A 25,157-nucleotide genomic window follows, 5' to 3' on the forward strand; every position below is an offset into this window, starting at 1 on the left:
CCCTTATCAGATTTTACGATAGGGGCTTTTTCTATTTCTCACAGAAACAAATGTTAAATAATTCCGAATCTTATGATAAAATTTTATAAGCGCTTACAATTTTGAAAGGGGGTGATACAATCTATACGAAACCGATACTTAATTTTATTTTAAAAAAGGAGGATGTCTAAATGACAAAGAAAACAGAAATTCCATCGCATTTAAAACCATTCGTATCCACACAGCATTATGATCAATACACACCGGTGAACCACGCTGTATGGCGTTACATTATGAGACAAAATCATAGCTTCTTAAAAGACGTTGCTCATCCAGCCTATGTGAACGGACTACAATCATCTGGTATTAATATAGATGCAATTCCAAAGGTAGAAGAAATGAATGAATGTTTGGCGCCAAGCGGCTGGGGCGCTGTAACGATTGACGGACTTATTCCTGGCGTCGCATTTTTCGATTTTCAAGGGCACGGATTGCTACCAATCGCAACAGATATTCGCAAGGTAGAGAATATCGAGTATACACCAGCTCCAGATATTGTACACGAAGCTGCAGGACACGCACCTATTTTACTTGATCCTACATATGCAAAATATGTGAAACGATTTGGACAAATTGGTGCAAAAGCTTTCTCAACAAAAGAAGAACATGATGCATTCGAAGCTGTTCGTACATTAACAATTGTAAAAGAAAGCCCTACTTCTACTCCTGATGAAGTTACAGCTGCTGAAAATAATGTAATTGAAAAACAAAAGTTAGTTTCTGGCTTATCAGAAGCGGAACAAATTTCACGTCTTTTCTGGTGGACAGTAGAATATGGATTAATTGGAAATATAGATGCTCCAAAAATATATGGTGCTGGTCTCCTTTCTTCTGTTGGCGAAAGCAAATATTGCTTAACAGACGCTGTAGAAAAGGTTCCATTCTCTATAGAGGCATGTACAAGTACAACTTATGACGTAACAAAAATGCAACCACAACTATTTGTTTGTGAATCATTTGAAGAATTAACAGAAGCACTTGAGAAATTCTCTGAAACGATGGCCTTTAAAACAGGTGGTAAAGAAGGATTAGAAAAAGCAATTCGCTCTGAAAATCATGCAACTGCTGAATTAAATAGCGGCTTACAAATTACAGGTACATTTACCGAGACAATTGAAAACGATGAAGGTGAATTGATTTACATGCGAACGAGCTCGCCAACAGCATTAGCAATTCACAATAAACAGCTAGCGAATCATTCTACATCTGTACACAGTGACGGGTTTGGAGCACCAATTGGATTACTCACTGAAAATATTACATTAGAAAATTGTACAGATGAACAATTACAATCATTAGGAATTACAATTGGAAATGTTGCTGAGTTTACTTTTGCAAGTGGTATTCATGTAAAAGGAACAGTAACAGATATTGTAAAAAACGATAAAAAAATTGCGCTTATTTCCTTTATCAATTGCACAGTTACTTATAACGACCGCGTTTTATTTGATGCTTCATGGGGCTCATTTGATATGGCTGTTGGTTCAACAATTACTTCGGTATTCCCAGGTGCCGCAGATGCTGCAGCATTTTTCCCAATGGATGAAGAAATCCAAGAAATTCCTGCTCCACTTGTACTGAATGAACTTGAACGTATGTATCAAACAGTTCGCGATATCCGAAATGAAGGTATTTTACACGACGCGCATATCGAGCAATTAGTAGCAATTCAAGAAGTATTAAATAAATTGTATCCGAAAGAATGGTTACTTCGCCTTGAAATATTAGAATTGCTTTTAGAGCATAACAAAGGGCACGAAACATCAGCAGCATTATTACAACAACTTTCTACTTTCACAACGGATGAAGCTGTAACACGTCTTATTAACAATGGTCTTACGCTACTTCCAGTAAAGGATGTGAAAAATGATGCTACGATTAACTGAAGAGGAAGTTCAAGAAGAATTATTGAGGTTAGATAAATGGGTAGTAAAAGATGAAAAATGGATTGAAAGAAAATATATGTTTTCCGACTACTTAAAAGGAGTCGAATTTGTCTCTGAAGCCGCCAAACTATCAGAAGAACATAATCACCACCCATTTATCCTTATCCAGTATAAAGCAGTCATTATTACTTTGTCATCTTGGAATGCAAAAGGTTTAACGAAACTCGATTTTGAGCTTGCGAAGCAATTTGATGAACTATTTGTCCAAAATGAAAAAGCCATTATAAGAAAGTAAAAAAGAGAAGCCTTTATTAGGCTTCTCCTTTTATTTTGAAATGGATACAATGTCCAAATGGATCCTCTACTTGTAATATTCCATCTTTGTACGTAGCAATCTTGCCAATATTTTTTAAGCTTTCACATACTTGCTCTTTTTGTTTTTCATTTGCTAATACAATTGTGAAATATTTCAAGCCAACGGAATTTGGCATTTGTGGTAGTATTCCTTCACCTTGCCACGTATTTAAACCGATATGGTGATGGTAGCCACCTGCCGATACAAAGAGCGCCCCATTACGGGCTGGAATCGTTACTTCAAAGCCAAGACCATCCACATAGAAACGTTTCGCTTCTTCCAAATCAGCTACATGGAAATGAATATGTCCCATCACAGTACCAGCTGGAAATCCGTTCCATGTAATTCCTTGTTGCAATAATTCTTCACCAGCTAACGGGTTACTAACAAATGGTAGCTCTCCATTCTCATCACGCCAAACTTCTTTTTGACGATCATGATAAATTTCAATCCCGTTTCCATCTGGATCAGCTAAATAAAGGGCCTCACTAAAGTAATGGTCAGCTCCGCCGTGCAGTGGATATACCATTTCTACAAGATGACGAAGGATATTCGCTAAATCCTGTCTGCTCGGTAATAAAATTGCGTAATGATATAAACCCGTTCTCCCTCTTTGCTTTGGTAAGGCTTCTTTCTTTTCTTCAATGATAAGGAGTGGTTCGTTATTTTCATTCCCAAATGTAACGACCATTTCATCTTCTTTTAGCACTTTCATACGTAGTACTTCTGTATAAAACTCTAGTGATTTCTTTATATTTGATACATATAAATGAACAACATCAAGTGTTGTATCGGGATGAAGTTGAAAACTCATCTTGTTAGCCTCCCATTTAAATTAGTTCTTCTTTGACATTTTCTCTTTTAAGAAATTATCTACAAAACCATCCGCTTTCGCAACAAATAAGTACGCACCCATTGCTAACAATGCAAGCTCTAATTCGAAACCAGGATTTTTTCCATCTCCTAATAAACCAGCTGACCATTTTACTTTTACAATTGCTCCAACCATAACTAGTGCAAATAATAATCCAATATATCTTACACCTAAACCTAGAATTAATAATAGACCGCCAACTAATTCAACTGTTGCTACACCGTATGCAAGTCCTCCTGGTAAACCAATGCTTGTGAACCACCCTGCAATATTGTCAATTCCCGATTGGAATTTTGTTAAACCGTGCATAAAGAACGTTACCCCTAACACGATACGAATAATTAAGTTACCAATATGTTGATTCATTTCTTTCTCTCCTTTATAGTTTTCTTATACGAAACTTTTATTTATATTACAAAACATACACTAATTTTTTTTATTCGTCAATTCATTTTCACTGGGAAAATATATATTTTTTTTGCTATGATACAAATAGTTGTTTATAAAAAGGAGCTTGATTTTATGAATATTGGTTCTGCAATACGTGAAATTCGTCAACGTAGAGGCATAACAATTGCACAAATTTGTGAAGGAACAGGTCTTTCTAAAGGGTTTATGAGTCAGGTTGAAAATAATAAAACATCACCATCTATCTCAACTTTAGAAACGATCTCCAATTTTTTAAACGTTCCTCTTCCCTATTTATTGTTAGAACAAAAAGATCGATTGAAAGTTGTCAAAAAGGTAGAGCGTAAATATAGTGTATACGGAAAAGATGAACAAAGAATTGAACATGTTGCAGAGCAAGGTGGCCTTCGCCTCAATCTCGTAGAAATTCCTGCTGGGTTTCCGAAAGAAAACACACCAAATGCCCATGAAGGAGAAGAATGTCACCTTGTATTACGCGGCAAACTAGAAGTTCAACATGGAGAAGATATTGCAATTGTAGAAGAAGGTGATTCCTTCTCCTGGAATGCATGTGTTCCTCATATCGTTCGTAATATAGGGGAAGAAACTGCATTATTACTCATCTCTAGCCATGCAGAAAATCGAAAACGTGTTTATTAAATAAAAAAGAAGCCTGCAAATCAGGCTTCTTTTTTATCCCCTTATAACTCCATAGCTTGTCCCAACTAGTACGGTTTTTTCGTCTTGATTGCGATAAACTGACTCGATTGAAACCTTTTTGTATCCTTCCATCTGTTCAACATTCGTTAAAGTTAATTCACAAGTGATCGTATCTCCTGTAAAAACTGGTCTAATAAACTCACTTACTAATTCTCTTGCTATGTAATGTAATTCTTCGCCTACTTTCGTTCCAATACTAGCAGTCAATAAACCATGAACCATTAAACGTCCATTTTCATCATATTCCATATGATGCCTACCTTTATCCCCTGTAATATTTGCAAATTCAAAAACCTCTTCCTCAGTAAATCTTCTTTCATATTTAAATACATCCCCAACTTTTATACTCATTTTTATCCCCCTAATAATAAACAGAATTTTCTTTCATTTTATCATAAAATGAATCTTAGTTCAGTTTATATTATTAAAATAGTAAGCCTTTTTCTGTTCTACTTTTTCTCCTTATCGGTGCCCCTCTTTTTTGGCTATTTGATATCCATAGTACGCACATGTTCCATTTCTCGATAACTCTCTCACCTCAAAACCACAACTTCTATAAAAATCAAAATTACTCGCAGAAGTATGCGCAAACCAGTCACCATGTGGCAATTTTTGCAAACAAAGAGCAACAAGTTTCTTACCTAATCCCTTCCCTCTATATTCACATTTCACAACTAAATTTACTATGTTGGCGACCATGATTCCATCAGAAATGACTCTAACCATCGCAATCATCTCTTCTTCATCCCAAATTGTGAATGCCCATGTTGAATTTTCAAATGCTATCGTGAATTTTTCAATTTGCCAAGAAGGGATATTATCATTGCTCCAACCGGCATCTTCGAATAAAGTTTTAATTGCATATGCAGGTACACCATTCGTTCCCTCACGAATAATAAGTCCATTATGATAAATGTACATGTAATCCCCCCTTTATTTTTATATACCATTCTTCAAAAAATACAATTCACCTTTTTTCATCCAACGCGCTTAATGGAATAAACGAGAACATCCATCCCATGAAATGAAGTTGTTTTCTCATAACTAAGCCCCGTTTTTCTAGCAACAAAGATTGAGGCGGGGTGATCCGGATTAATAAGAGAGATTAATTTATTCATTCGTAACGCTTGGAAGCCATAATCTCGAAATGCTGCCGCTGCTTCTTTCGCATACCCTTTTCCCCAATACTGAGGTAATAACCAATAACCAATTTCAATTTCCTCTTTTCCATCTATTTGCTGCTTTACTAATCCTGCATGACCAATTCGTATTCCTGTTTCCTTTTCAATTAATACAAATAAACCGAGACCGTTTTTATAGCTAGGAATCACCCACTCCTCCAAACTTTTTTTACACTGCATATATGTTTTTAACGTCCCATTTCCAATATAGCGCATTACCTTCTCATTTCCCCACAGTGAAGCGTAGAACTGTAAATCATCCATTGTATATTTGCGAATTTGTAAACGATCTGTATGAAACATTTCTGCACTCCTTCCCACGAATTTGTACTTAATTACACGCTCATGTTTTGTATGCATACTAAATGTTACTATCTATTATAAATGAACTAACATTGAAATACAGAATATTCAATCTCAAAAGAATTTAAAAAAGGCAGTAGACAAATATTGTCTACTGCATCCATATCATAACTAGCATAAAGAAAACTACAATTGAGGGGGGTGTAGGATTTTCAAATACACTAGATACTTATCCCGTTCTAACGGGCGGTAAACTTTCCAATTATATAAAAGTGAAAAGTTTACCGCACATAAGAACTTTGGCGGTCAGTAAGAAAGCACCGTTAAGTAGTCAAATACACGCTGTGCTTTTTCTCCACCCATTCGTGCATGTTGAAGAAGAGAAATACCATGTGGACCAGATGCACGTAATGCTTCTGGTTGTGCTACTAAAATAGCTTGTACAACTTCTAATTCCCCCAGCATAGCGGCCGCGAAAATATCCATTCGAGCACCCTTTTCTAATAAGTAAAGAGCAATATCTTTACGCCCTACATGTGCCGCTGCTCCTAACGCACTTTCCCAATCTGATCCACCCCAATTGTAAGAAGCATGAAGTAAACTTGGCGATTCAGCCAACAGTTCTTGTACTTTTTCTAAATCTCCGTGAGCTGCCATAACAAATTCCCTTACTAACTCAGTGGTAACACGTTCTTCTGTTCGCATTTTGCTCCTCCTTTTTTAGAAATTCGTTTCGGTGTAAAAAATGGCTTTTCGCTTCCTTGAAAAATATCTACCTCTATGCCAAATACATGTTGAAACATTTCATGACATAACACTTCTTCTGGTATACCATCATACTGAAGCTTCCCTCGCTTTAATACGAGTAAACGATCACTATATTGAGCCGCTTGGTTAATATCATGTAAAACCATTATAATTGTCATGCCAAATTCCTCGTTTAGTCGTTTCACAAGTTCCATTACTTCCAACTGATGAACGATATCTAAAAAAGTTGTTGGCTCATCCAATAATAAGACGTTCGTACGTTGTGCTAGCGTCATTGCAATCCAAGCGCGTTGTCTTTCTCCTCCTGATAAAGATTGTAAAAGACGATATTCATACCCTTCAAGATTTGTAACAGACAATGCCCAATCAACAATTTCTTCATCTTCTTTATTTAAGCGACCTCTCCATGATTTATGAGGGCCTCTTCCAAATTCGATTAATTCTTTCACTGTTAAATCTAATTGATGATCATGCATTTGTGGTAACATCGCTAATAGCTTCGCTACATCGGCACTTTTCATCGTATGAATACTTTTTCCATCTAAAACGATATCTCCTTCGCTCTGTTTAAGTAGTCTTGCCATTAAACGAAGCAAAGTAGATTTCCCTGACCCATTCGGTCCAATTAAACTAACGACCTCTCCAGCTTTAATATGTACATTCATATTTTGCATTTGAAATCTTTCGGAATGTGCGTAAAACACTTTGTTAACGGAAATCACGTTGCTTGCCTCCTCTATGAATTAAATATAAGAAGAACGGACCGCCTAAGAAGGATAATAAAATACCGACAGGTAATTCAATTGGATCGAACCAACTTCGAGCTATCGCATCCGCGAAAACAAGTAATATGCCTCCGCCAAGGCATGATAATGGCAATAAATATTTATAATCATTCCCAACTAATAAACGTAACATATGTGGTACGACGAGACCGACAAATCCAATAAGACCAGAAACACTAACCGCAATTCCAGCTAATAATGTACTTACTACTATTAAATAAAACCGGCTTCTCTCCACGTTATGACCTAATAATTTCGCCATTTCATCTCCAAGCATTAATACTCGAATATGCTTGATACCAAAGAAAGCCAATATAATAGCGAATATTGCATAATAAATAATCATGTTTAAATGTGCCCAACTTACACCACCAATGCCACCTGCTAACCACGGTAACACGGATTGTACTTTATCACTATGTAATAACATTAACGCTGACGTCGCTGCACCAATTAATGCATTAATTGACACACCTACTAAGACAATCCTTGAAGGCGGTGCCCCTTTTTGCCATGATAAAGCATAAATGACCATCGCCGTTATGAAAGCTCCTAAAAACGCCCCGAGCGGTAAAAAAGCCATATGCTGAGGGAATAAAATCATAATTACAATTGCGACAAGGCCTGCTCCAGATGACACCCCGATAATACCAGGGTCTGCAAGAGGATTTCTCATCACCCCTTGCAGCATTGCGCCAGATGCAGCTAAACATGTTCCTACTATAAATCCAACGAGCACTCTTGGTATACGAAGGTCCCATACAATTCGATGAACTGTCGAACCTTCATCTTGTATCCCTGTTACAATATCTCGTAAAGAAAAGGATAGGCTTCCTGCGAAAAGACCGTAAAAAAGACATAAAATCGTTAATACAACTAAAGTAACTGCTATGATCCATCTTTTTTTCGCAAAAGGATGTTCCTTTTCCCTTACTACTTCACTACTTTCCATACTTATCATTTCCTTACATCTTGTATACTTTTATACATAAAGTCCATCGCTTCTGTAACTTTTGTTCCAGGATTTGATCCAAATAAGTCAGGTGGCAAAATAACTACGCGATTTTGTTTTACTGCATCTAAGTTTTTCCACGCTTCATTTTTCATCATTTCGCCTTCAAATGCTTTTTTAACGCTTTTTGGATCTCCATGTGTAATTAAGTAAATCACATCAGGATTCGCCTCAATAATGCGTTCTACACTTAGCTGTGCATATTGCGGATATTCCTTCATTTCTGGAAAATCAGCGGCAATATTTTTCCCGCCTGTTTTTTCTAAAATATCACCTGATAAAGAGGTTGGTAATGCTGCTAAATAAGTACCAGGTGCTCCATACACTAGCAATGCTTTCACATCACTCTTTTTCTCATATGTCTTCATTTGATTCGTAATTTTTTGGTTAAGTTCTTTTGCTTTATCTTCTTTCTTCATTATCGTTCCGTATAGTTCAATATTCTTTTGAATATCTTGTACCGAATTCGTAGAAGAAATCATTACTTTCGTTCCTTGCCCTTCAACCGTTGAAACATTCTTTTGAAACCCATTGTTAGCAATAAGTACATCGGGCTTTAAGCTAGCAATTTGCTCAAAATTCGGCTGATGTGCATTCCCGATTACTTGCACTTTCTTTATATCCTCTGGAAGAGTTATTTTTGCATCCGGACGACCCACTATTTTTCCGCCTAAAGCATGAATAATATTCATGTCTCCCATACTTAATGTAGCAAAACTCTCTGGCACTTTATCGAATATTACCTTTCTTCCTGACAGATCGGTAACTTCTATTTTCTCTTTTCCTTTTTCTGTTTTTGTTGCCGCTGCTTTTTCGTCTCCCTTTGCACTGCAACCTATTAATAAGAAAAAAATAGATAAAATCGCTGTAAATAGCGTAATAGATTTTTTCATTCTTCCACCTCTAATTGATAATGATAATCATTAACTACTATTCTACTTTAATTGATAAGGATTATCATTGTCAATATGAAACGCATACATTTTCTAGAAAAAAACAAAAAGCGTTACAAAAAGATTCCTTCTTTTTGTAACGCACTATTTATCAATATTATTCACATTCGTTTCCCTCTAACTTGTCTCGCATCACTTTCACACGCTGAAAGAAAAAGAAAGATAAACTTAAAAATATAACGATGCTCCCCATCATAACAAAAAATTGTATCGTTTCTTTTGCTCCAGTCGGAATCAATAAGCCAACCATTAACAATGTACTTACAGCGAGAAGAATTTGTCCGAACCGAGTATAATCTTCTATCTTTTCTTGTAATTCCTTCATTATATTCTCACCCCTCCATTTCACTGTATCATATTCTATTAAACTGAAAGACAAGTAAATACAGCCATTCTGGGAGATGTTTTCCAAAAGAAAAAGAGCCGCTTTATGGCGACTCTTTCATAACCATTACTCACCTTTATATGCTTTCATATAAATTTCTTTCAGCTCTGAAATGAGAGGTAATTTCGGATTAGCTGTTGTACATTGATCTTCAAAAGCTCTTTCTGCTAATAATCCAACAACCTCTTCAAATTGGTCTTTAGCAACTCCTTGTCCCGCAATACTCATATTTATATTTAAACTTTTTCCGAGATCAATAATTGCTTTGACGAGTGATTCTACACCTTCTGCCACCGAACTTGCTGGTAGCCCGAGCATTCTCGCAATATGTGCATAGCGTTCATCAGCTACAAAATGCTCATATTTTGGGAACAATGCGTGTTTTCTTGGCTTAATAGCATTATAGCGAACTACGTGCGGCATAAGAATTGCATTCGCACGCCCATGCGGAATATGAAATTCTGGTCCAATTTTATGTGCTAAACTGTGATTAATACCTAGGAAAGCATTTGCAAATGCCATCCCTGCGATTGCAGAAGCATTATGCATTTTTTCTCGTGCTTCTTCATCATGTCCATCTTTAAATGCTCTTGGTAAATATTTAAATACGAGATCAATAGCCTTTAATGCTAATCCATCTGTATAGTCATTTGCTAAAACAGACACATACGCCTCGATTGCATGCGTTAATACGTCCATCCCAGTGTCTGCTGTTACATGTGGTGGTACTGTCATTACAAATTGTGGATCAACAATTGCTACATCTGGCGTTAATTCATAATCGGCGAGTGGATACTTTATATTATTTTTCTTATCTGTAATAACCGCAAATGGTGTCACTTCTGATCCTGTTCCAGATGTTGTTGGAATAGCAACAAACTGCGCCTTACTTCCTAATTCCGGATATTTACATGTACGTTTTCTTATATCTAAAAACTTCTGTTTAATTCCATAGAATGTTGTTTCTGGGTGCTCATAGAAAAGCCACATCCCTTTCGCTGCATCCATCGCTGAACCACCACCAAGTGCGATAATGACATCAGGCTGAAAACTTCTCATCATTTCCGCACCTTTAAACACAGTTTCATCTGACGGATCTGGCTCAACCTCAAAGAAAACTTCAACTTTCACATCATTTGCATGTTTACGTAAATAATGCGTAACCGTATCTACATATCCGTGCTCAACCATTCCTGGATCCGTTACAATAAACGCACGTGAAATGTTAGGCATATTTGCTAAATATGATGTCGCATGTTTTTCAAAATAAATTTTTGGTGGTAATTTGAACCACTGCATATTCTTTTTTCTATTTGCCAACCTTTTTATATTTAATAAGTGCGTCGCTGTTACGTTTTGAGAAACCGAGTTTTTCCCGTAGGAACCGCAGCCAAGCGTAAGTGATGGAATAAATCCATTATATATGTCACCGATTCCACCTTGTGATGAAGGGGCATTTATAATAAGGCGGCAAGCTTTCATACGTAATCCAAATTGCTTTTGCACTTCTTTATTTACAGAATGGATAACTGCTGAATGTCCTAAACCACCGAGGTTTAACATTTCTTCACAATATGTAAACCCTTCTTCTAATGAATTTGCTTTTACACAAGCTAATACTGGACTTAACTTCTCACGAGATAGTGGATATGCGGCTCCGATGCCTTGTATTTCAGCTACAAGCATTTTTGTATTTTTAGGTACAGTAATTCCAACTAATTCGGCAATATACTGTGCGGATTTTCCTACAATATCACTATTTACTGCACATGTATTTTCATTAATAACAAGCTTTTCTAATTTACTTCTCTCTTCCTCGTTTACAAAATAACAATCATTTGCAATCATTTCTGTTTTCACATCATCATAAATTTCCTTGTCTACAATAATTGCTTGTTCTGATGCACAAATCATACCATTATCAAATGTTTTAGATAAAATCAAATCATTAACCGCTCGTTTTATATGCGCTGATTTCTCTATATAACATGGTACATTACCAGGACCTACACCTAGCGCTGGTTTTCCAGTAGAATAAGCTGATTTCACCATACCAGCCCCTCCAGTTGCCAAAACAAGAGCAACGCCTTCATGGTTCATTAATTGTTTTGTTGCTTCGACAGAAGGTTTTTCAATCCACTGTATACAATGTTTTGGTGCCCCCGCCTTCACCGCTGCATCGTATACTGTTTTCGCAGCTGCAATAGAACAGTTTTGTGCTGAAGGATGAAATGCGAAAATAATTGGATTTCTCGTTTTTATCGCGATTAATGCTTTAAACATTGTTGTCGATGTTGGATTCGTTACTGGTGTTACCCCAGCTACTACACCGACGGGCTCCGCAATTTCTATTATTTCTTCATGAGGATCTTCGTGAATAATCCCTACTGTTTTATCTTTCTTTATGCTATGCCAAATATATTCAGTAGCAAAAATATTTTTAATACATTTATCTTCGTATACACCACGACCTGTTTCTTCAACAGCCAACTTCGCAAGCGGAATATGTTGATCAACACCTGCTAATGCCATTTCATGAACAATGTTGTCAATTTGCTCTTGTGTAAAACTTTCTAATGCTTGTAAAGCTCTCTGACCGTTATTCACTAACATATCAATCATCTCTTTTACTTCCTGCATTTCATTTACAACTTTCTCTTTGACTACCATGTAAATTCCTCCTATTCTGCTATCTTGGACTAAATAAGACCCTACAGGTCATAATTAGTCCTGATTAGCGCAAAAAAATAGAATTGCTTTCCTACATGAACCTCATTGTTTGTGAAATATTTCACAAGTTTGTTCGTGGGTAACACTTCATGAACTTAATATACATGAATTTATTTTATTTGTGTTTGTCTAATTTGTGAAATATTTCACAAATTAATATAGTAAAAATGCACTGCCTATACTAGCAGTGCATTTTTACTATGCTAACGCTTGTGCTAAATCTTCAATTAAATCTTCTCCGTCTTCAATACCGACAGAAATTCGAATTAATGTATCTGTAATTCCTAGTTCTTTGCGACGATCTGCTGGGATTGATGCATGCGTCATTTGAGATGGGATAGAAATTAAACTTTCTACTGCTCCTAAACTTTCAGCCAGTGTAAAGTATTGTAATCTCTCAAGTACTTTATTTAATGTTTCTTCGGTATCTACATCAAATGAGATAATCGCACCAAATCCATTTGCTTGTTCTGTTGCTAATTTATGGTTTTGATGTGACTCAAGACCTGGATAATATACTTTATTCACTTTTGGATGATTATTTAAAAACTCAGCAATTGCGCGTGAATTCGTTTCATGCTCTTCCATTCGAATTCCTAATGTTTTTAAACCACGAAGTAGTAAGAAGCTATCTTGTGGTCCAAGAATGCCTCCTGTTGAGTTTTGTACAAAGTGAAGGTCTTCTGCTAATTGCGGACTATTTACAACTACTAAACCTGCAACTACGTCACTATGACCTCCTAAATATTTCGTTGCACTATGAAGTACAATGTCTGCTCCTAAAGAAATTGGCGACTGCCAATATGGCGTCATGAATGTGTTATCAATAATTGTTAATAAATCTTTCTCTTTAGCAAGAGTAGATATTTTTTTAATATCAGTAATTTTTAGTAACGGATTCGTTGGTGTTTCTACATAAATCGCTTTCGTATTTGGACGAATGGCTTCTTCAACTTCCTCTAAGTTTGTTGTATCTACAAATGTATGCTCAATACCGAAGCGGTTTAACACTTTCGTAATCACGCGGTACGTTCCGCCATACACATCATCTGTTAAAATAACGTGGTCACCTTTTGAGAACAACATAATTGTAGCTGTAATAGCCGCCATTCCTGAACCAAATGCGAAACCAGCATGGCCGTTTTCTAATACCGCAATCATTTCTTCTAAAGCTGCACGTGTTGGGTTTCCTGTACGTGAATATTCATATCCTTGATGCTTACCAACTGCTTCTTGTTTGTACGTACTCGTTTGATAAATCGGTACATTTACAGATCCAGTTGAAGGTTCTCCTATGCGAATACCATGAATTAACTTTGTCTTTGCTCTCATTTTTTATTCCCATCCTTTGTATATGTCTTTACTTAAATAGCGCTCACTACTATCAGGAAAAATCGTTACGATATTTGTACCTGGCGCCGCTTTCTCTGCTTCAAGTAAACTTGCATGAAATGCTGCTCCTGAAGAGCTCCCAACAAGAAGTCCTTCTTTTTGCGCTAATTCTTTCACTCGTAAAAATGCATTTCGATCAGAAATCGTATGAATTTCATCAAAATAAGATGTCTTCAAAAATGGCGGGATAAATTCCAGTCCAATTCCTTCGGTCTCATGTGAACCAGCCTTACCACCATTTAAAATAGATCCTTCTGGTTCCACAATAACCGTTTTTATATCTACATTTTTTTCTTTCAAGTAAGATGCAGTCCCCATAAACGTACCGCCAGTTCCTGCTCCAGCAACAAATATGTTAATCTCTCCATTCAATGCGTCCCACAGTTCAGGTCCTAATGTTTTAAAATATGCACGAGGATTTGCCTCATTTGCGAACTGACTTGGAGAGTATGAATTCGGTATCTCATTTACTAACTCTTTTGCTTTTGCAATTGCACCGGTCATTCCTTGCTCAGTCGGCGTATGCACGACCGTTGCGCCTAGTGCTTTCATTAATTCTTGTTTTTCAATGCTAAATTTCTCTGGTACACAAACGATAACGTGTAAATCATGTTGTAACGCTGCGAGTGCCAGTCCAATACCAGTATTTCCAGCTGTCGGTTCAATAATTGTTCCGCCCTCTGTAACAAGTCCTTTTTCTAGCGCATCTTCGATTAATTCTCTTCCTAATCGGTCCTTAACGCTTCCGCCTGGGTTATAAAATTCAAGCTTTGCAAATAAACGGACCCCTTCTGGAAGTGAAAAACGAGTAATTTCCACAATTGGTGTATGACCAATTAACTCATGAACTCCACGATATACATTCATCGTGTTCTCCCCCTTATTTGCCAATAAAGAAAAGGCAACTGTATGTATTTTCTTTATATGAGACAGTTGCCTTTTTGTTACATTACTTTAACTCTTCTAATACTTTTACAATAAAGTTTGTAGAATGAAGAGCTGCTTGATCTAAAAATTGATCAAATGAAACATTTGATTCTTTACCAGCAATATCAGAAAGTGCGCGAATGATAACAAACGGAACTTCGTATTGGTGGCATACTTGTGCAACAGCTGCTGCTTCCATTTCTACTGCATAAAGGTTTTCAAATTTATCACGAATTGCTGCAACTCGGTTCGGATCACTCATAAATGAATCACCTGTTGCAATCATACCTTTTACAACTTGAATATTTTCTTCTGCCTGCATACATTTTTCAGCTAATGCAACTAATGCTTCATCAGCTTTAAATCCAGGCGGCATTCCTGGTACTTGACCATACTCATAGTTAAATGCTGTTACATCTACGTCATGGTGACGAACTTCTGTTGAAATAACGACATCCCCAACATTTAGAGAATGATGGAAGCCACCAGCTGAACCAGTATTAATGACTTTTTCAGGCTTATATCTTTCTAATAAAATTGTCGTTGACATCGCTGCATTTACTTTACCAATACCAGACTTTAACAAGATTACTTCATGTCCTGCTAATTGCCCTTTCGTAAATTCACAACCCGCAACCGTTTCTGTTTCTGCTTGTTCTAATTTATCACGTAAAATACGTACTTCTTCTTCCATTGCTCCAATTACAGCAATTCTCAATCTAATCCCTCTTTCTATTGCTTAGTTGCCTCCATTACCCACACGAAATGATTTAATCTCGTAAACGTTACATGGAAGCCATTGTTTTCAAAAATAGTCTGCATAACTGGAATACGTGTATAGTATTCCGTTTGCAAATCGTTTGCTAACTGATGAAAACCTCTTTGTTTTGCTGCTTCAACAGTTTTATCATATGCATCTTGATCTGCAAATATCGTATCAGCAAACACTATTTTACCACCTTTGTTTAGCAATTGACTATACTTCGCAATCGCTACATTTTTTTCATCATCTGTTAAATGATGAAATGCATAGGTGCTTACTATGGTATCAATGGAATTCGGGACTTCAAACGAAAGAAAATCACCTTCTGTAATGGAAAACTCTTTTGGCAATTTCTCTTTTGCAATCATGCGCATTTCACGTGACGGTTCTATACCGTAAACTGTGCGGCCAGCAAGTAATAATTTATTTGTTAAATTACCTGTACCGACACCAAATTCTAATACGTTACCAAATGACTTGTTAACTACATCCTCTAGAATGTCCTCATAATGGGCGAAAACTTCTTTATATTGTATATCTTCGCCTTGTACAAATGAGTCGTACGTATGAGCCCACTCATCAAATAAACCATTAAATTCTGTACCCATAAAAATTCCCCTTTTTCTTATCGGTTTTATCAGTATGATATTCCCTCTTTCTAAAAATGTCAATTGAAATGTACATGGTATTTCCTTCTTTTCTTTGTTACACTATAGTTGATTACATAGGAGAGGGGCCGTCTTCATGTCATTTACCTTTGAAATGTTAGAAGATAAAGTAGAATTTTTTGAAGCGGGAGACTTAGCTTCTTTAGAACGTAAAATCAGTGAACAAATCGATAATAATAAAGCACTTATGCTTGAAGTTCATCACATCTCGCATCAAATGGTTATGGATCCTGAAAGTAAAAGACCATATTATAGCGCGGTTGTTCATTTTAAATTAAAGAAATTACGCTAACTAAAAAAGAGAAGCTCCTTAGGAGCTTCTCTTTTTTAGTTTAGAGTTTGAACAAGTACTGGTTTCCAGCCTTCATTGTCTACCCAATCAATATTTACATAATATCTTTTACCTGTTTGTTTATCTTGTACGTTACCGTAAGCTTTATTCTTACCGTTATTTCCGATTCGATGAATAATTAATTGCTCTACTGGAACGTCAATTGCAGCTGAAATCGCTTGATTCATCTCATTCCAATCTGCTGTACCTTTTTTAAACGTCATCGCAGGTGTTGCACCTTGTTCTGTTCCTACTGGCTTCCAAGAAGACTTCGTATAAGCGTCAGTTGCCTTTGGCTGTGTTTTTTCAGCTGGTACTTTCTCGTTAGCTTTCGCTTCTTCTTCAGCTTTTTTCTGTTCTTCTTCAGCCTTTAGCTTCTCTTCTTCTTCTTTCTTCTTAGCCTCTGTTTTCTCTTGTTCATTCTTCTTCGTCTCTTCTTTGCCTTTAGCTTTCTCAGACTTATTCTCTTTCTTTGTTTGCTGAGACACCTTTTTATCGCTAGAAGACGCTTGCTCTTTCGTATCAGGAACAAACAATTGATATGCTACAATAGCTACTGCTACTAGTACAATAGCGATTGCAATATTTAAAACACCGTTTTGACGACGTTTTTGTTGTTTCTGTTGGAATCTAGATCCTCCTGCCATTCTTCAAACCTCCATGCAGTTTTTCATACTTGCTATTGTAACATTAAATCTAGAAAGGTTGAACATTTACAATAATATTTTCATGAAATGAAAACATTTTACTATGAATTGCAAGATTACTTTTCATTCTCTAATCGATAGATTGATTCTACGATTGCTTTAAAAATAGGTGTAACTGCATTTACATTGCTACTCGTTTCTATATCCACGACAACTAAAGCATATCTTGGATTTTCATATGGAAAATAACCTGCAAACCAACGATTCTCTTTCGTTCCTTTTCCTGTTTGTGCTGTCCCAGATTTTCCAGCAACGCTTAATGGTAAGGAACTAAATGCTGCTCCTGTGCCTTTCTCCGTTGTTACAACGCTCCTTAATAACTGTTGTAATGTTTTCACTGTTTCATATGAAAGCTGTTTCCCACCTAATGTATGGTCTTCAAATGTATAAAAATCCGTTCCATTTTTGTACATTATTTTTTCAACAGCTTTCACTTCCATCTTTTCTCCACCTCTAGCAATCGTCGCCATCATATTTGCAATCGCTAGAGGTGACATACGTACATCTTTCTGTCCAATTGCTGTTTGCGCTACCGCTTTTTTACTATTCTTATCTCCTTCACTCCCCCAAATCGTAACACTTTTCTCCTCTGGCATTTGCTCAAAATGAGTTGTATGAAATACAGAACCTCTCCATCCAACCTTCTCAGCGCCTCCTAAAGCCTCTACATAAGTTTCTAACACCATCTTATCCTTTTGTATTAGCTCATTTCCTAACTCTGAAAATGTCCTGTTACAGCTTCTAGCAAAGCTCTCTTTAAAACTAAGTGTACCCATCATAACTTTTGGGTGGTCTTCACCATATAAATCTTTATTACAATTAAATGCGCGATTAAAAACATTTTTATTTTGATCAATCACTGCCGCTGCAACTATTGTTTTAAAAACAGAACCGGGAAAATGTGGTGTTAACATTTGATTTTCAAGTGTAGTTTTATATAGACTCTCATCTTTCACCTGTACAGATGGTTTGCTGACCATCGCTAAAATTTCATTTTTCTTTACATCAAGTAGCACTACTCCTCCCTTCTTTATTTCACTTGCTTCAACTACTTCTTCTGCTTTCTTCTGTAACTCGTTATGTAAAGTAGTTTGAATCGTCACTGGATAAAATGGATTTCCAGGTGATGTATATTTCGCTTGTTTTCCAAAAATCGGTTCTCCTTGCCGGTCCACTTGATACAATACTTTTGCCTCTCCATCAGTCAAAAGAAATTCATCAAATGATTGCTGCAATCCTGAAATGCCAATCGGTGTTTGTTTTGAAATTTTTCTAACTTCTCCGTATCGTTTTTGAAATTCTCGTTCATTCTCACCCACATCACCAATTAAATGATTCATCACGCTAGTTTGCCGCAAACGAACTTCAGCTGCTACAATGCCTAATACATTTAATTGATTCACCTTCTCCATCTGCTCTCGTTCCAAGCGAAGTGGTTCATTTCCTCTTTGCAGGATAAATGCACTTTTCTTATGTTTCATTTGACTTTCAATCTCTTGTCTCGACATACCAATGATATGCGCAATTTTCTCCAACATGTCATTTTTTAATTGTAGGAATGGAAAAACAATTAAAACAGGATACTTTTTCTCACCTATCTCCTTACCATTACGATCTATAAAATGGCCGCGTCCATCATCTACCGTAATGGATTGCGTCCGTTGTGTAACACTTTTTTCAATTAAGTTAATCTTACGATCCGTAAATGATTCCGTATCGATAATTTGTATTTGAATTAAACGACAAAGTAACATAAACATGACACATATAAAACAAATTAAAACAATTGTAATTCTCCGTTTTATTTCCATAAAAAAACACCTCGTCTAGTATAGTTTGGACGGAGTGTTTCATCTTTTATACAAATAAAAAAATCACTCGCTTTTACACGAGTGATTTTTAATTATTTTACAGAGATAATCTCTACTTGCATTTCTCCACCTGGAGTTTGGATTGCTACCTTTTCGCCAATTTGCTTACCTAATAAGCTTTTTGCGATTGGAGAATCATTAGAAATTCTTCCTTCAAATGGATCTGCTTCTGCGCTACCTACGATTGTATAAGCTTCTTCATCTCCATCTGGTAGTTCTTTAAATGTTACTGTTTTACCTAATGTAACAACTGTAGATTCTTCACCGTTATCTGTGATGATAACTGCGTTACGAATCATGTTTTCTAATTGTGTAATACGTCCTTCTACGAACGCTTGCTCATCTTTCGCTGCATCATACTCAGAGTTCTCAGAAAGATCTCCGAAGCTACGTGCAATCTTAATGCGCTCTACAACTTCTTTACGTTTTACCGTTTTTAAATCCTCAAGTTCGTTCTCTAGCTTTTGCTTACCCTCTTGCGTCATAGGGTATGTTTTTTCTGTTGCCATATTTTCCACTCCTTTTATATACCAATCCCCCGAAAAAAAGAGGAGTTCCATATGAAAACTCCCCCGCTTATATGTAAAGCGGAGGTTTCTAGCACGCCTGTACTAGCGGAGTTGTCACATACAACCCCGTATTCCCAATTCTTCTTTATATAAAGAAGATATGTATGGAAAGTTGATATAAATATGCCCTCACCTATATATAGATGAGGTTGCATGTTTCATTGTATTCGATAGGAAGGGAAAAAATCCCTTCCTACCGTATATCTTTTACTATGCTATTACAAATTTACTTTTTGTTCAAGAATTGTTGCAATTTTTGTAACCATAATATCAATTGCAACGTGGTTTTGTCCACCTTCAGGGATAATAATATCCGCAAATTTCTTAGAAGGCTCAATAAATTGATTGTGCATTGGACGTACAACATTTACATATTGATCAATAACTGAATCCATCGTACGACCACGTTCTTTAATATCACGTTGCATGCGGCGCAGGATACGAAGGTCAGCATCTGTATCAACGAATAACTTAATGTCCATTAACTCACAAAGACGTGGGTCTTCTAAAATAAGAATTCCTTCTAAAATGATTACATCTTTCGGCTCAACTGGAATAATTTCATCTGAACGCGTATGCAATGTATAGTCATATACAGGTTTCTCTACTTGTTTATATGCAAGCAACTGCTGCAAATGTTCAATTAACAAATCATTATCAAACGCTAATGGATGATCATAATTTGTTTTTAAACGCTCTTCCATTGGTAAATGGCTTTGATCTTTGTAATAATAATCTTGCTCTAAGATTAAAATGGAATGACCTTTAAAATGGTCAAAAATCGCTTTCGTTACACTTGTCTTACCTGACCCTGAACCACCAGCAATTCCAATTACAACAGGCTTATTCGTCCCCATTCGACTATCACTCTTTCTTATTGAAGTATGCTTTTGCGCATCATATTATTCACATACACTGGTTGATCCACTTTGAATTTCACGATCTGCAACGGATGTCTCGCTGCATCTAATTCGTTTCCATCCTCATCCCAAATTTTCTCCACCGTCTGCGTAAAGTTTTCTATTTCTGGCCCAAAGAACTCCACTTCATGTCCTGGTTTGAAATGATTACGTTGCTCAATCGTTACGATGCCCGTTTCTTCATTATAATCTAACACTAAACCAGCGAAATCATACGTTGTTTTCTTACTATGATTTCCAAACATTTGCTCTTGATGTCCTGGAACCCCTTCAAAGAATGCAGGAGCTGTATCACGATTTGCACATTTATCAAGCTCATCTAACCATTCTTGTTTAAACTCAAAGTTATCAGGATCCGCACAATATGCATCAATTACTTTACGGTATACTGTCGCTACAGTAGCTACGTAATGGATTGATTTCATACGTCCTTCAACTTTTAAGCTATCAATTCCAATTTCAATCATTTTCGGAATTGATAAAATTAAATTTAAGTCTTTTGGACTCATTGCAAAGTGAGCATCTTCTTCTTGGAATAGAGGAAGCTCTTTTGCATCTTTATGTTGTGATACTGTTTGAACTAAATCATAATCCCAGCGACAAGATTGACAACAACCACCACGGTTAGAGTCACGCGCTGTCATATGGTTACTTAGCGTACATCTTCCTGAATATGCGATACACATTGCACCATGGACGAATGCTTCAATTTCAATATCCACTTTTTCTTTAATCTCTTTCATTTCTTCATAGCTTGCTTCACGAGCTAATACAAGACGATGTAAACCTTCTTCTTTCCAATACTGTGCTGCTTTCCAGTTGGATAGTGATTGCTGTGTGCTTAAATGCACCTCAACAGAAGGCGCTACACGTTTACAAGTCTCAATGATAAGCGGATCAGCAACGATAATTCCCGTTACGCCAGCTTTTTCAATCCCTTTTAAATATTCCTCTAGCCCGTCCATATTTTCATTATGTGCAAAGATATTTGTTGTTACATATATTTTTGCTCCATATTTCTTTGCAAATTCCACACCTTCTGCCATTTCTTCCAGTGTAAAGTTACCTGCATTCGAACGAAGACCAAATTCTTGTCCACCTAAATATACAGCATCTGCCCCGTAATGGATAGCTACTTTTAATTTTTCTAAGTTACCCGCAGGGATTAACAGTTCAGGTTTCTTCACAATAACGCGTTTGCCATCGATCACTCGTGAAATTTCTTGTACAGTCATTTCCTACACCCTCCTCGTTTAGTAAACCGTCTCTTTAAAGAAGAATCCTGTATCTAACGGACGATTCACCGGTTGCATTTCTTCTATCTCTTTATATAAGTCGTCTTTCACGTCGTAATACGCATCACGATCTTCTACACATAAATCAATTGCTTTACGATATTTCTTCGTTACCTCAATAATGTATGCAGAGCTTTTTAGTACACCATCAACTTTTAAGCTATCAATTTCAGCATCAATTAGCTCTTCTAACTCATCGATGAAACAAATATCATTTGGACTCATAATGTGAGTACCATTTTCATCTTCATAAATTGGATATTTATTGTTACGCTCTGGGTCATATAAGAACATATTCTCTTCATATTTTTTCTTTTCGATGTCAAGATGACGTCCTTGATACTCAAAGTAGTTTCCTACTAACGAACGCTTCGACTGGAACATACAAGTCATACCGTGAATTTGCACTTCAAGTTCCACTTCAGCATTTTCTTTTAATTCAACAATTTCATCTAAGCTAAGCTCGCGAGCTAATACAGCACGTTTTGCTCCTCTTTGTCCCCAGTAGTTACAAGTAAACCAGTTTGTTGCTGTTGTTTCTGTATTCCAGTGCAATTGCATATTTGGCGCTACTTCGCGAACCGCCATTAATACTGCTGGATCTCCGAAAACAATTGCATCTACATGTACTTCGTTTAAAAATGCAACATAGTCTGTTAATTCTTCTACTTTATCGTTGTGGAACATAGCGTTCATTGCTACGTATACTTTCACACCATTTTCATGTGCAATTTTCACAGCTTGTTTCACATCTTCACGTGAAAACTCACCTGCTAAACGTAAACCAAACTTTTGCTCGCCGATCATTACCGCATCTGCTCCTGCTTTCGCAAGAGGTTCGATATCCGCCACTGCTTTTGGCGTTACTAACAATTCAGGTTTCTTCATACCTTGGTCACCCTTTCTTTTTACTAACAGCTACTCCATCACCAATTGGGAAAATCGTTGTATCATATCCTTCATGGTTCATAAGCCATTCATTGTACGTCTTAATACGACGGATTAAACCACGTGTACGTCTGTTTTCAATTTTCTCTTTCGTCGTTACAAGGCCATGGTACATAACATTATCTGAAATAATTACGCCACCAGGATTTAATAACGGTTCATATAAGTCAAAAAAGCGACGATATTGTCCTTTTGCTGCGTCAATAAAAATAACGTCAAATGTTCCATGTTCTTCTACTTGCTCGCCTGTTTCTAACGCATCACCGTAAATAACGGAAATACGTTCTTTAACTGGTGAACGTTCTATATATTCAAGTGCTTTTTCATATCGATCGCGATTGCGCTCAACTGTCACAATGCGAGAATTTGGAATAGCTTGCATCATACGAATACTAGAATAGCCAATTGCTGTACCTAGCTCTAAAATGCTCTTCGGTCCAATTAAACGTAAAAATTGCAACATAAATTCCATTCCAAGTCGATCCATAATTGGCACATGATTTTCTTTCGCATAGTCTTCCATTTCAAGAATTAATTTATCTTTCGGATCAATAAATGATAATAGGTACTCGTTAACTGCATCCTCCATAATGGTCCTCCTTATTTACATGGAGAAGTGCCTCTATGACGTCTTTTCACACATAGAATGCAATAAAAATACAAGCCAGCTTTATCCTTAGCTTGTACGTCCCGTTTTGATATTAAAAACGATTCTTCTGCCAGTTTTTAACCCGATATATTTTACCACAAAAAAGAGGGATGTGCGACCTTTTTCGCTATCCCTCCCCATTTCACTGCTTTTTCGTAATATATTTTTGCTTTAGTGCATTATGCTCTTCCAATGTTTTCGCATAGTACACTTCACCAGTTGGTGCAGCTAAGAAATAATAATAATCTGTTTGCGCAGGCTCTAGCGCTGCTTCCACTGAATGTTTACCAGAGTTTGCAATCGGGCCCACCGGCAATCCTTTCACAACGTACGTATTGTACGGTGAGTTTATCTTTAAATCTTCGTATAATACACGTTGTTTATGCTTTCCAAGTGCATATAATACCGTTGGATCCGTTTGAAGCGGCATACCTTTTGCTAAACGATTATAAAAGACACTAGAGATCTTTTGACGATCTGTAAAGCCTGTTGCCTCTTCTTCAATAAGTGAAGACAATGTTAAAAGCTGATGCACATCCCAGTTTTTCGCTTTCATTTTTGCTTCGTTTTGAACAATGATTGCATTCGTTTTCTCAAGCATTTGGATAACAATTTCTTCCAAAGTTGTATCTTTTTTATAGAAAGAGTACGTCGCAGGATATAAATAACCTTCTAATGGATATTTAATATTGCTATCAAAGATTTTATCCGTTAACAGCTTAGGATACTTTTGCTGCATTTTTTGAATAAATGCTTTATCGTTTAATTGACGTACAACATCATCTTTATTCCACTTTAATTCGTTTGCAACCGTTTCTGCAATTTCAGTTACTTGTGCCCCTTCTTTTACCGTCACTTTATAAAGAGCTGGACGATGTACATTACCAGATGACATTTGCTCAATAACATCTTTTGCACTCATTGAAGGATTTAATAAATATGTACCCGCTTGTAAATTTTTAGATTTAGCCTTTGTATAAAAACTAAAAACTGTACCGTTTTTCACAGCACCTTTTTCTTCTAAAATCTCACCAATTTTACTAGTAGATGATCCCTTTGGAATTTCTACTTCAATCTCTTTTTTATTCCCGCTATCAACTGGTCCTAATGCGGATGAAATATACGCATAGACTGAACCACAAACTAAAAGCAGTGCAATAATCGAAAATAAAAAAATGCGTCTACGCTTCTTTTTCACTTGATTCTCTACCAAAACTCTTCCTCCTTATTCAATTGTAGGCCATATGTACATCTTTCTATACAAAACGATGAAAAATCACAATAAACTTACCTATCATTTTTGACAGATACTTTATTTTTCTACAATCCGTCTCATTATACTACAAAGGATTACGCAGTTTCGACAAAAAATCTTTCATTTTACATATAAAAAAAGGTGGACTATATATCGTCCACCTTTTCAGTACTTATTATTCAGCTTCTTGCTCATCAGCTAGAGTGTTGAACATTTCTTGTACCATTTCCCACTCTTCTTCAGATTCGATTGGAAGTAAAGTTCCGCCCTCTTCTTCATTTTGCTCATAAGCCATTGCATCGTAAATTTGGTCTCCATCTTCGTCTACTTCACCGATTGGAGAGAAGACTACGTATGATTTTTTGCCAAATTTTTCAGCGTCAAAAGTGAAAATAATTTCACATAAGTGTTCGTTACCTTTTTCGTCTACAATTGTAATTTGATTTTCTTCCATTTTGGTCAC

Annotated in this window: 28 protein-coding genes; 4 read left to right on the forward strand and 24 right to left on the reverse strand. The window is 36.5% G+C overall.

The window, feature by feature from the left end:
• Positions 1–170 precede the first annotated feature (170 nt).
• A complete protein-coding gene (locus ACTFNE_RS03265; protein WP_270705389.1) occupies positions 171–1,925 on the forward strand; it encodes an aromatic amino acid hydroxylase in 1,755 nt (584 codons plus the stop codon).
• The gene (locus tag ACTFNE_RS03270) at positions 1,906–2,220 is read left to right on the forward strand and encodes a 4a-hydroxytetrahydrobiopterin dehydratase (RefSeq protein ID WP_000979545.1); all 315 of its coding nucleotides are present in this window, start codon (positions 1,906–1,908) and stop codon (positions 2,218–2,220) included. Before ACTFNE_RS03265 ends, ACTFNE_RS03270 begins: the two co-directional genes overlap by 20 nt.
• Positions 2,221–2,236: 16 nt before the next feature.
• On the opposite strand, the gene ACTFNE_RS03275 is transcribed toward ACTFNE_RS03270, so the two are convergent.
• Positions 2,237–3,094 carry a VOC family protein gene (locus tag ACTFNE_RS03275; protein ID WP_046197804.1) on the reverse strand — a complete coding sequence of 286 codons (858 nt, stop codon included), beginning with the start codon at positions 3,092–3,094 and terminating at the stop codon, positions 2,237–2,239.
• A 21-nt stretch (positions 3,095–3,115) separates the two neighbouring features.
• Complete coding sequence (locus ACTFNE_RS03280) at positions 3,116–3,520, reverse strand: DoxX family protein (RefSeq protein WP_001071557.1); 405 nt, start codon at positions 3,518–3,520, stop codon at positions 3,116–3,118.
• Between the two features lie 156 nt (positions 3,521–3,676).
• On the opposite strand from ACTFNE_RS03280, the gene ACTFNE_RS03285 reads away from it, so the two are divergent.
• Complete coding sequence (locus tag ACTFNE_RS03285) at positions 3,677–4,222, forward strand: helix-turn-helix domain-containing protein (protein ID WP_001020700.1); 546 nt, start codon at positions 3,677–3,679, stop codon at positions 4,220–4,222.
• 33 nt (positions 4,223–4,255) lie between these two features.
• Here ACTFNE_RS03285 and ACTFNE_RS03290 read toward each other — a convergent pair whose 3' ends face one another.
• From ACTFNE_RS03290 to ACTFNE_RS03350, 13 genes are all read right to left on the reverse strand, one after another.
• On the reverse strand, positions 4,256–4,633 hold the full coding sequence (locus tag ACTFNE_RS03290; RefSeq protein ID WP_046197803.1) for a MaoC/PaaZ C-terminal domain-containing protein: 378 nt from the start codon (positions 4,631–4,633) through the stop codon (positions 4,256–4,258).
• 111 nt (positions 4,634–4,744) lie between these two features.
• Positions 4,745–5,203, reverse strand: coding sequence for a GNAT family N-acetyltransferase (locus tag ACTFNE_RS03295; protein WP_000276116.1), 459 nt, complete (start codon positions 5,201–5,203; stop codon positions 4,745–4,747).
• 56 nt (positions 5,204–5,259) lie between these two features.
• Complete coding sequence (locus tag ACTFNE_RS03300; RefSeq protein ID WP_116777367.1) at positions 5,260–5,823, reverse strand: GNAT family N-acetyltransferase; 564 nt, start codon at positions 5,821–5,823, stop codon at positions 5,260–5,262.
• Between the two features lie 249 nt (positions 5,824–6,072).
• Complete coding sequence (locus ACTFNE_RS03305) at positions 6,073–6,471, reverse strand: ankyrin repeat domain-containing protein (protein ID WP_001258470.1); 399 nt, start codon at positions 6,469–6,471, stop codon at positions 6,073–6,075.
• A complete protein-coding gene (locus ACTFNE_RS03310; protein WP_046197802.1) occupies positions 6,438–7,256 on the reverse strand; it encodes an ABC transporter ATP-binding protein in 819 nt (272 codons plus the stop codon). Before ACTFNE_RS03310 ends, ACTFNE_RS03305 begins: the two co-directional genes overlap by 34 nt.
• Complete coding sequence (locus tag ACTFNE_RS03315) at positions 7,243–8,271, reverse strand: FecCD family ABC transporter permease (protein ID WP_270705390.1); 1,029 nt, start codon at positions 8,269–8,271, stop codon at positions 7,243–7,245. The genes ACTFNE_RS03310 and ACTFNE_RS03315 overlap by 14 nt, the downstream gene beginning before the upstream one ends.
• A gap of 5 nt (positions 8,272–8,276) precedes the next feature.
• Positions 8,277–9,224: an ABC transporter substrate-binding protein gene (locus ACTFNE_RS03320; protein WP_270705391.1), complete on the reverse strand. Its 948-nt coding sequence runs from the start codon at positions 9,222–9,224 to the stop codon at positions 8,277–8,279.
• 157 nt (positions 9,225–9,381) lie between these two features.
• The gene (locus ACTFNE_RS03325; RefSeq protein WP_000661450.1) at positions 9,382–9,609 is read right to left on the reverse strand and encodes a YrhC family protein; all 228 of its coding nucleotides are present in this window, start codon (positions 9,607–9,609) and stop codon (positions 9,382–9,384) included.
• A gap of 126 nt (positions 9,610–9,735) precedes the next feature.
• Positions 9,736–12,339: a bifunctional acetaldehyde-CoA/alcohol dehydrogenase gene (gene adhE / locus ACTFNE_RS03330; protein ID WP_439997957.1), complete on the reverse strand. Its 2,604-nt coding sequence runs from the start codon at positions 12,337–12,339 to the stop codon at positions 9,736–9,738.
• A gap of 258 nt (positions 12,340–12,597) precedes the next feature.
• Positions 12,598–13,731 carry a bifunctional cystathionine gamma-lyase/homocysteine desulfhydrase gene (locus tag ACTFNE_RS03335; RefSeq protein WP_270705136.1) on the reverse strand — a complete coding sequence of 378 codons (1,134 nt, stop codon included), beginning with the start codon at positions 13,729–13,731 and terminating at the stop codon, positions 12,598–12,600.
• Between the two features lie 3 nt (positions 13,732–13,734).
• Complete coding sequence (locus tag ACTFNE_RS03340; protein WP_074610332.1) at positions 13,735–14,658, reverse strand: O-acetylserine dependent cystathionine beta-synthase; 924 nt, start codon at positions 14,656–14,658, stop codon at positions 13,735–13,737.
• An 82-nt stretch (positions 14,659–14,740) separates the two neighbouring features.
• Positions 14,741–15,436 carry a 5'-methylthioadenosine/S-adenosylhomocysteine nucleosidase gene (gene mtnN, locus ACTFNE_RS03345; RefSeq protein WP_001217039.1) on the reverse strand — a complete coding sequence of 232 codons (696 nt, stop codon included), beginning with the start codon at positions 15,434–15,436 and terminating at the stop codon, positions 14,741–14,743.
• Between the two features lie 14 nt (positions 15,437–15,450).
• On the reverse strand, positions 15,451–16,089 hold the full coding sequence (locus tag ACTFNE_RS03350; protein ID WP_000536319.1) for a class I SAM-dependent methyltransferase: 639 nt from the start codon (positions 16,087–16,089) through the stop codon (positions 15,451–15,453).
• Positions 16,090–16,225: 136 nt separating this feature from the next.
• Between ACTFNE_RS03350 and ACTFNE_RS03355 the strand changes: the two genes are divergently transcribed.
• A complete protein-coding gene (locus tag ACTFNE_RS03355) occupies positions 16,226–16,441 on the forward strand; it encodes a YrzA family protein (RefSeq protein ID WP_000010984.1) in 216 nt (71 codons plus the stop codon).
• A gap of 35 nt (positions 16,442–16,476) precedes the next feature.
• Here the strand turns inward: ACTFNE_RS03355 and ACTFNE_RS03360 are convergent, their stop codons facing one another.
• The 9 genes from ACTFNE_RS03360 to ACTFNE_RS03400 all read right to left on the reverse strand — a co-directional run bounded on the left by ACTFNE_RS03360 (position 16,477) and on the right by ACTFNE_RS03400 (position 25,148).
• Complete coding sequence (locus ACTFNE_RS03360; protein ID WP_046197795.1) at positions 16,477–17,127, reverse strand: YrrS family protein; 651 nt, start codon at positions 17,125–17,127, stop codon at positions 16,477–16,479.
• A gap of 116 nt (positions 17,128–17,243) precedes the next feature.
• Positions 17,244–18,998 (reverse strand): peptidoglycan D,D-transpeptidase FtsI family protein, encoded by a 1,755-nt coding sequence (locus ACTFNE_RS03365; RefSeq protein ID WP_046197794.1) that lies wholly within the window; start codon positions 18,996–18,998, stop codon positions 17,244–17,246.
• Between the two features lie 92 nt (positions 18,999–19,090).
• Entirely contained in the window at positions 19,091–19,567 is a 477-nt protein-coding gene (gene greA / locus ACTFNE_RS03370; RefSeq protein WP_000179963.1) for a transcription elongation factor GreA, read from the reverse strand.
• 278 nt (positions 19,568–19,845) lie between these two features.
• Positions 19,846–20,484: a uridine kinase gene (gene udk, locus ACTFNE_RS03375; RefSeq protein ID WP_000537087.1), complete on the reverse strand. Its 639-nt coding sequence runs from the start codon at positions 20,482–20,484 to the stop codon at positions 19,846–19,848.
• 17 nt (positions 20,485–20,501) lie between these two features.
• A complete protein-coding gene (locus tag ACTFNE_RS03380) occupies positions 20,502–21,782 on the reverse strand; it encodes a peptidase U32 family protein (protein WP_000217969.1) in 1,281 nt (426 codons plus the stop codon).
• 18 nt (positions 21,783–21,800) lie between these two features.
• Positions 21,801–22,730, reverse strand: a complete 930-nt coding sequence (locus ACTFNE_RS03385) for a peptidase U32 family protein (protein ID WP_000742781.1) — start codon at positions 22,728–22,730, stop codon at positions 21,801–21,803.
• A gap of 7 nt (positions 22,731–22,737) precedes the next feature.
• A complete protein-coding gene (locus ACTFNE_RS03390) occupies positions 22,738–23,379 on the reverse strand; it encodes an O-methyltransferase (RefSeq protein ID WP_000389089.1) in 642 nt (213 codons plus the stop codon).
• Between the two features lie 202 nt (positions 23,380–23,581).
• Positions 23,582–24,652, reverse strand: a complete 1,071-nt coding sequence (gene mltG / locus ACTFNE_RS03395; RefSeq protein ID WP_000230081.1) for an endolytic transglycosylase MltG — start codon at positions 24,650–24,652, stop codon at positions 23,582–23,584.
• Positions 24,653–24,869: 217 nt separating this feature from the next.
• Positions 24,870–25,148: a DUF1292 domain-containing protein gene (locus ACTFNE_RS03400; RefSeq protein WP_000392247.1), complete on the reverse strand. Its 279-nt coding sequence runs from the start codon at positions 25,146–25,148 to the stop codon at positions 24,870–24,872.
• Positions 25,149–25,157: the final 9 nt, after the last annotated feature.

This window comes from Bacillus cereus group sp. MYBKT111-2, from assembly GCF_051915205.1.
Classification (GTDB): Bacteria; Bacillota; Bacilli; order Bacillales; family Bacillaceae_G; genus Bacillus_A; species Bacillus_A paranthracis.

Bases quoted from the DNA above. Each gene is read 5' to 3' on its own strand.
- ACTFNE_RS03265 (WP_270705389.1), top strand. From the start codon at position 171: ATGACAAAGAAAACAGAAATTCCATCGCATTTAAAACCATTCGTATCC.
- ACTFNE_RS03270 (WP_000979545.1), top strand. From the start codon at position 1,906: ATGATGCTACGATTAACTGAAGAGGAAGTTCAAGAAGAATTATTGAGG.
- ACTFNE_RS03275 (WP_046197804.1), bottom strand. From the start codon at position 3,094: ATGAGTTTTCAACTTCATCCCGATACAACACTTGATGTTGTTCATTTA.
- ACTFNE_RS03280 (WP_001071557.1), bottom strand. From the start codon at position 3,520: ATGAATCAACATATTGGTAACTTAATTATTCGTATCGTGTTAGGGGTA.
- ACTFNE_RS03285 (WP_001020700.1), top strand. From the start codon at position 3,677: ATGAATATTGGTTCTGCAATACGTGAAATTCGTCAACGTAGAGGCATA.
- ACTFNE_RS03290 (WP_046197803.1), bottom strand. From the start codon at position 4,633: ATGAGTATAAAAGTTGGGGATGTATTTAAATATGAAAGAAGATTTACT.
- ACTFNE_RS03295 (WP_000276116.1), bottom strand. From the start codon at position 5,203: ATGTACATTTATCATAATGGACTTATTATTCGTGAGGGAACGAATGGT.
- ACTFNE_RS03300 (WP_116777367.1), bottom strand. From the start codon at position 5,823: ATGCATACAAAACATGAGCGTGTAATTAAGTACAAATTCGTGGGAAGG.
- ACTFNE_RS03305 (WP_001258470.1), bottom strand. From the start codon at position 6,471: ATGCGAACAGAAGAACGTGTTACCACTGAGTTAGTAAGGGAATTTGTT.
- ACTFNE_RS03315 (WP_270705390.1), bottom strand. From the start codon at position 8,271: ATGGAAAGTAGTGAAGTAGTAAGGGAAAAGGAACATCCTTTTGCGAAA.
- ACTFNE_RS03320 (WP_270705391.1), bottom strand. From the start codon at position 9,224: ATGAAAAAATCTATTACGCTATTTACAGCGATTTTATCTATTTTTTTC.
- ACTFNE_RS03325 (WP_000661450.1), bottom strand. From the start codon at position 9,609: ATGAAGGAATTACAAGAAAAGATAGAAGATTATACTCGGTTCGGACAA.
- adhE (WP_439997957.1), bottom strand. From the start codon at position 12,339: ATGGTAGTCAAAGAGAAAGTTGTAAATGAAATGCAGGAAGTAAAAGAG.
- ACTFNE_RS03335 (WP_270705136.1), bottom strand. From the start codon at position 13,731: ATGAGAGCAAAGACAAAGTTAATTCATGGTATTCGCATAGGAGAACCT.
- ACTFNE_RS03340 (WP_074610332.1), bottom strand. From the start codon at position 14,658: ATGAATGTATATCGTGGAGTTCATGAGTTAATTGGTCATACACCAATT.
- ACTFNE_RS03350 (WP_000536319.1), bottom strand. From the start codon at position 16,089: ATGGGTACAGAATTTAATGGTTTATTTGATGAGTGGGCTCATACGTAC.
- ACTFNE_RS03355 (WP_000010984.1), top strand. From the start codon at position 16,226: ATGTCATTTACCTTTGAAATGTTAGAAGATAAAGTAGAATTTTTTGAA.
- ACTFNE_RS03360 (WP_046197795.1), bottom strand. From the start codon at position 17,127: ATGGCAGGAGGATCTAGATTCCAACAGAAACAACAAAAACGTCGTCAA.
- ACTFNE_RS03365 (WP_046197794.1), bottom strand. From the start codon at position 18,998: ATGGAAATAAAACGGAGAATTACAATTGTTTTAATTTGTTTTATATGT.
- greA (WP_000179963.1), bottom strand. From the start codon at position 19,567: ATGGCAACAGAAAAAACATACCCTATGACGCAAGAGGGTAAGCAAAAG.
- udk (WP_000537087.1), bottom strand. From the start codon at position 20,484: ATGGGGACGAATAAGCCTGTTGTAATTGGAATTGCTGGTGGTTCAGGG.
- ACTFNE_RS03380 (WP_000217969.1), bottom strand. From the start codon at position 21,782: ATGACTGTACAAGAAATTTCACGAGTGATCGATGGCAAACGCGTTATT.
- ACTFNE_RS03385 (WP_000742781.1), bottom strand. From the start codon at position 22,730: ATGAAGAAACCTGAATTGTTAGTAACGCCAAAAGCAGTGGCGGATATC.
- ACTFNE_RS03390 (WP_000389089.1), bottom strand. From the start codon at position 23,379: ATGGAGGATGCAGTTAACGAGTACCTATTATCATTTATTGATCCGAAA.
- ACTFNE_RS03400 (WP_000392247.1), bottom strand. From the start codon at position 25,148: ATGGAAGAAAATCAAATTACAATTGTAGACGAAAAAGGTAACGAACAC.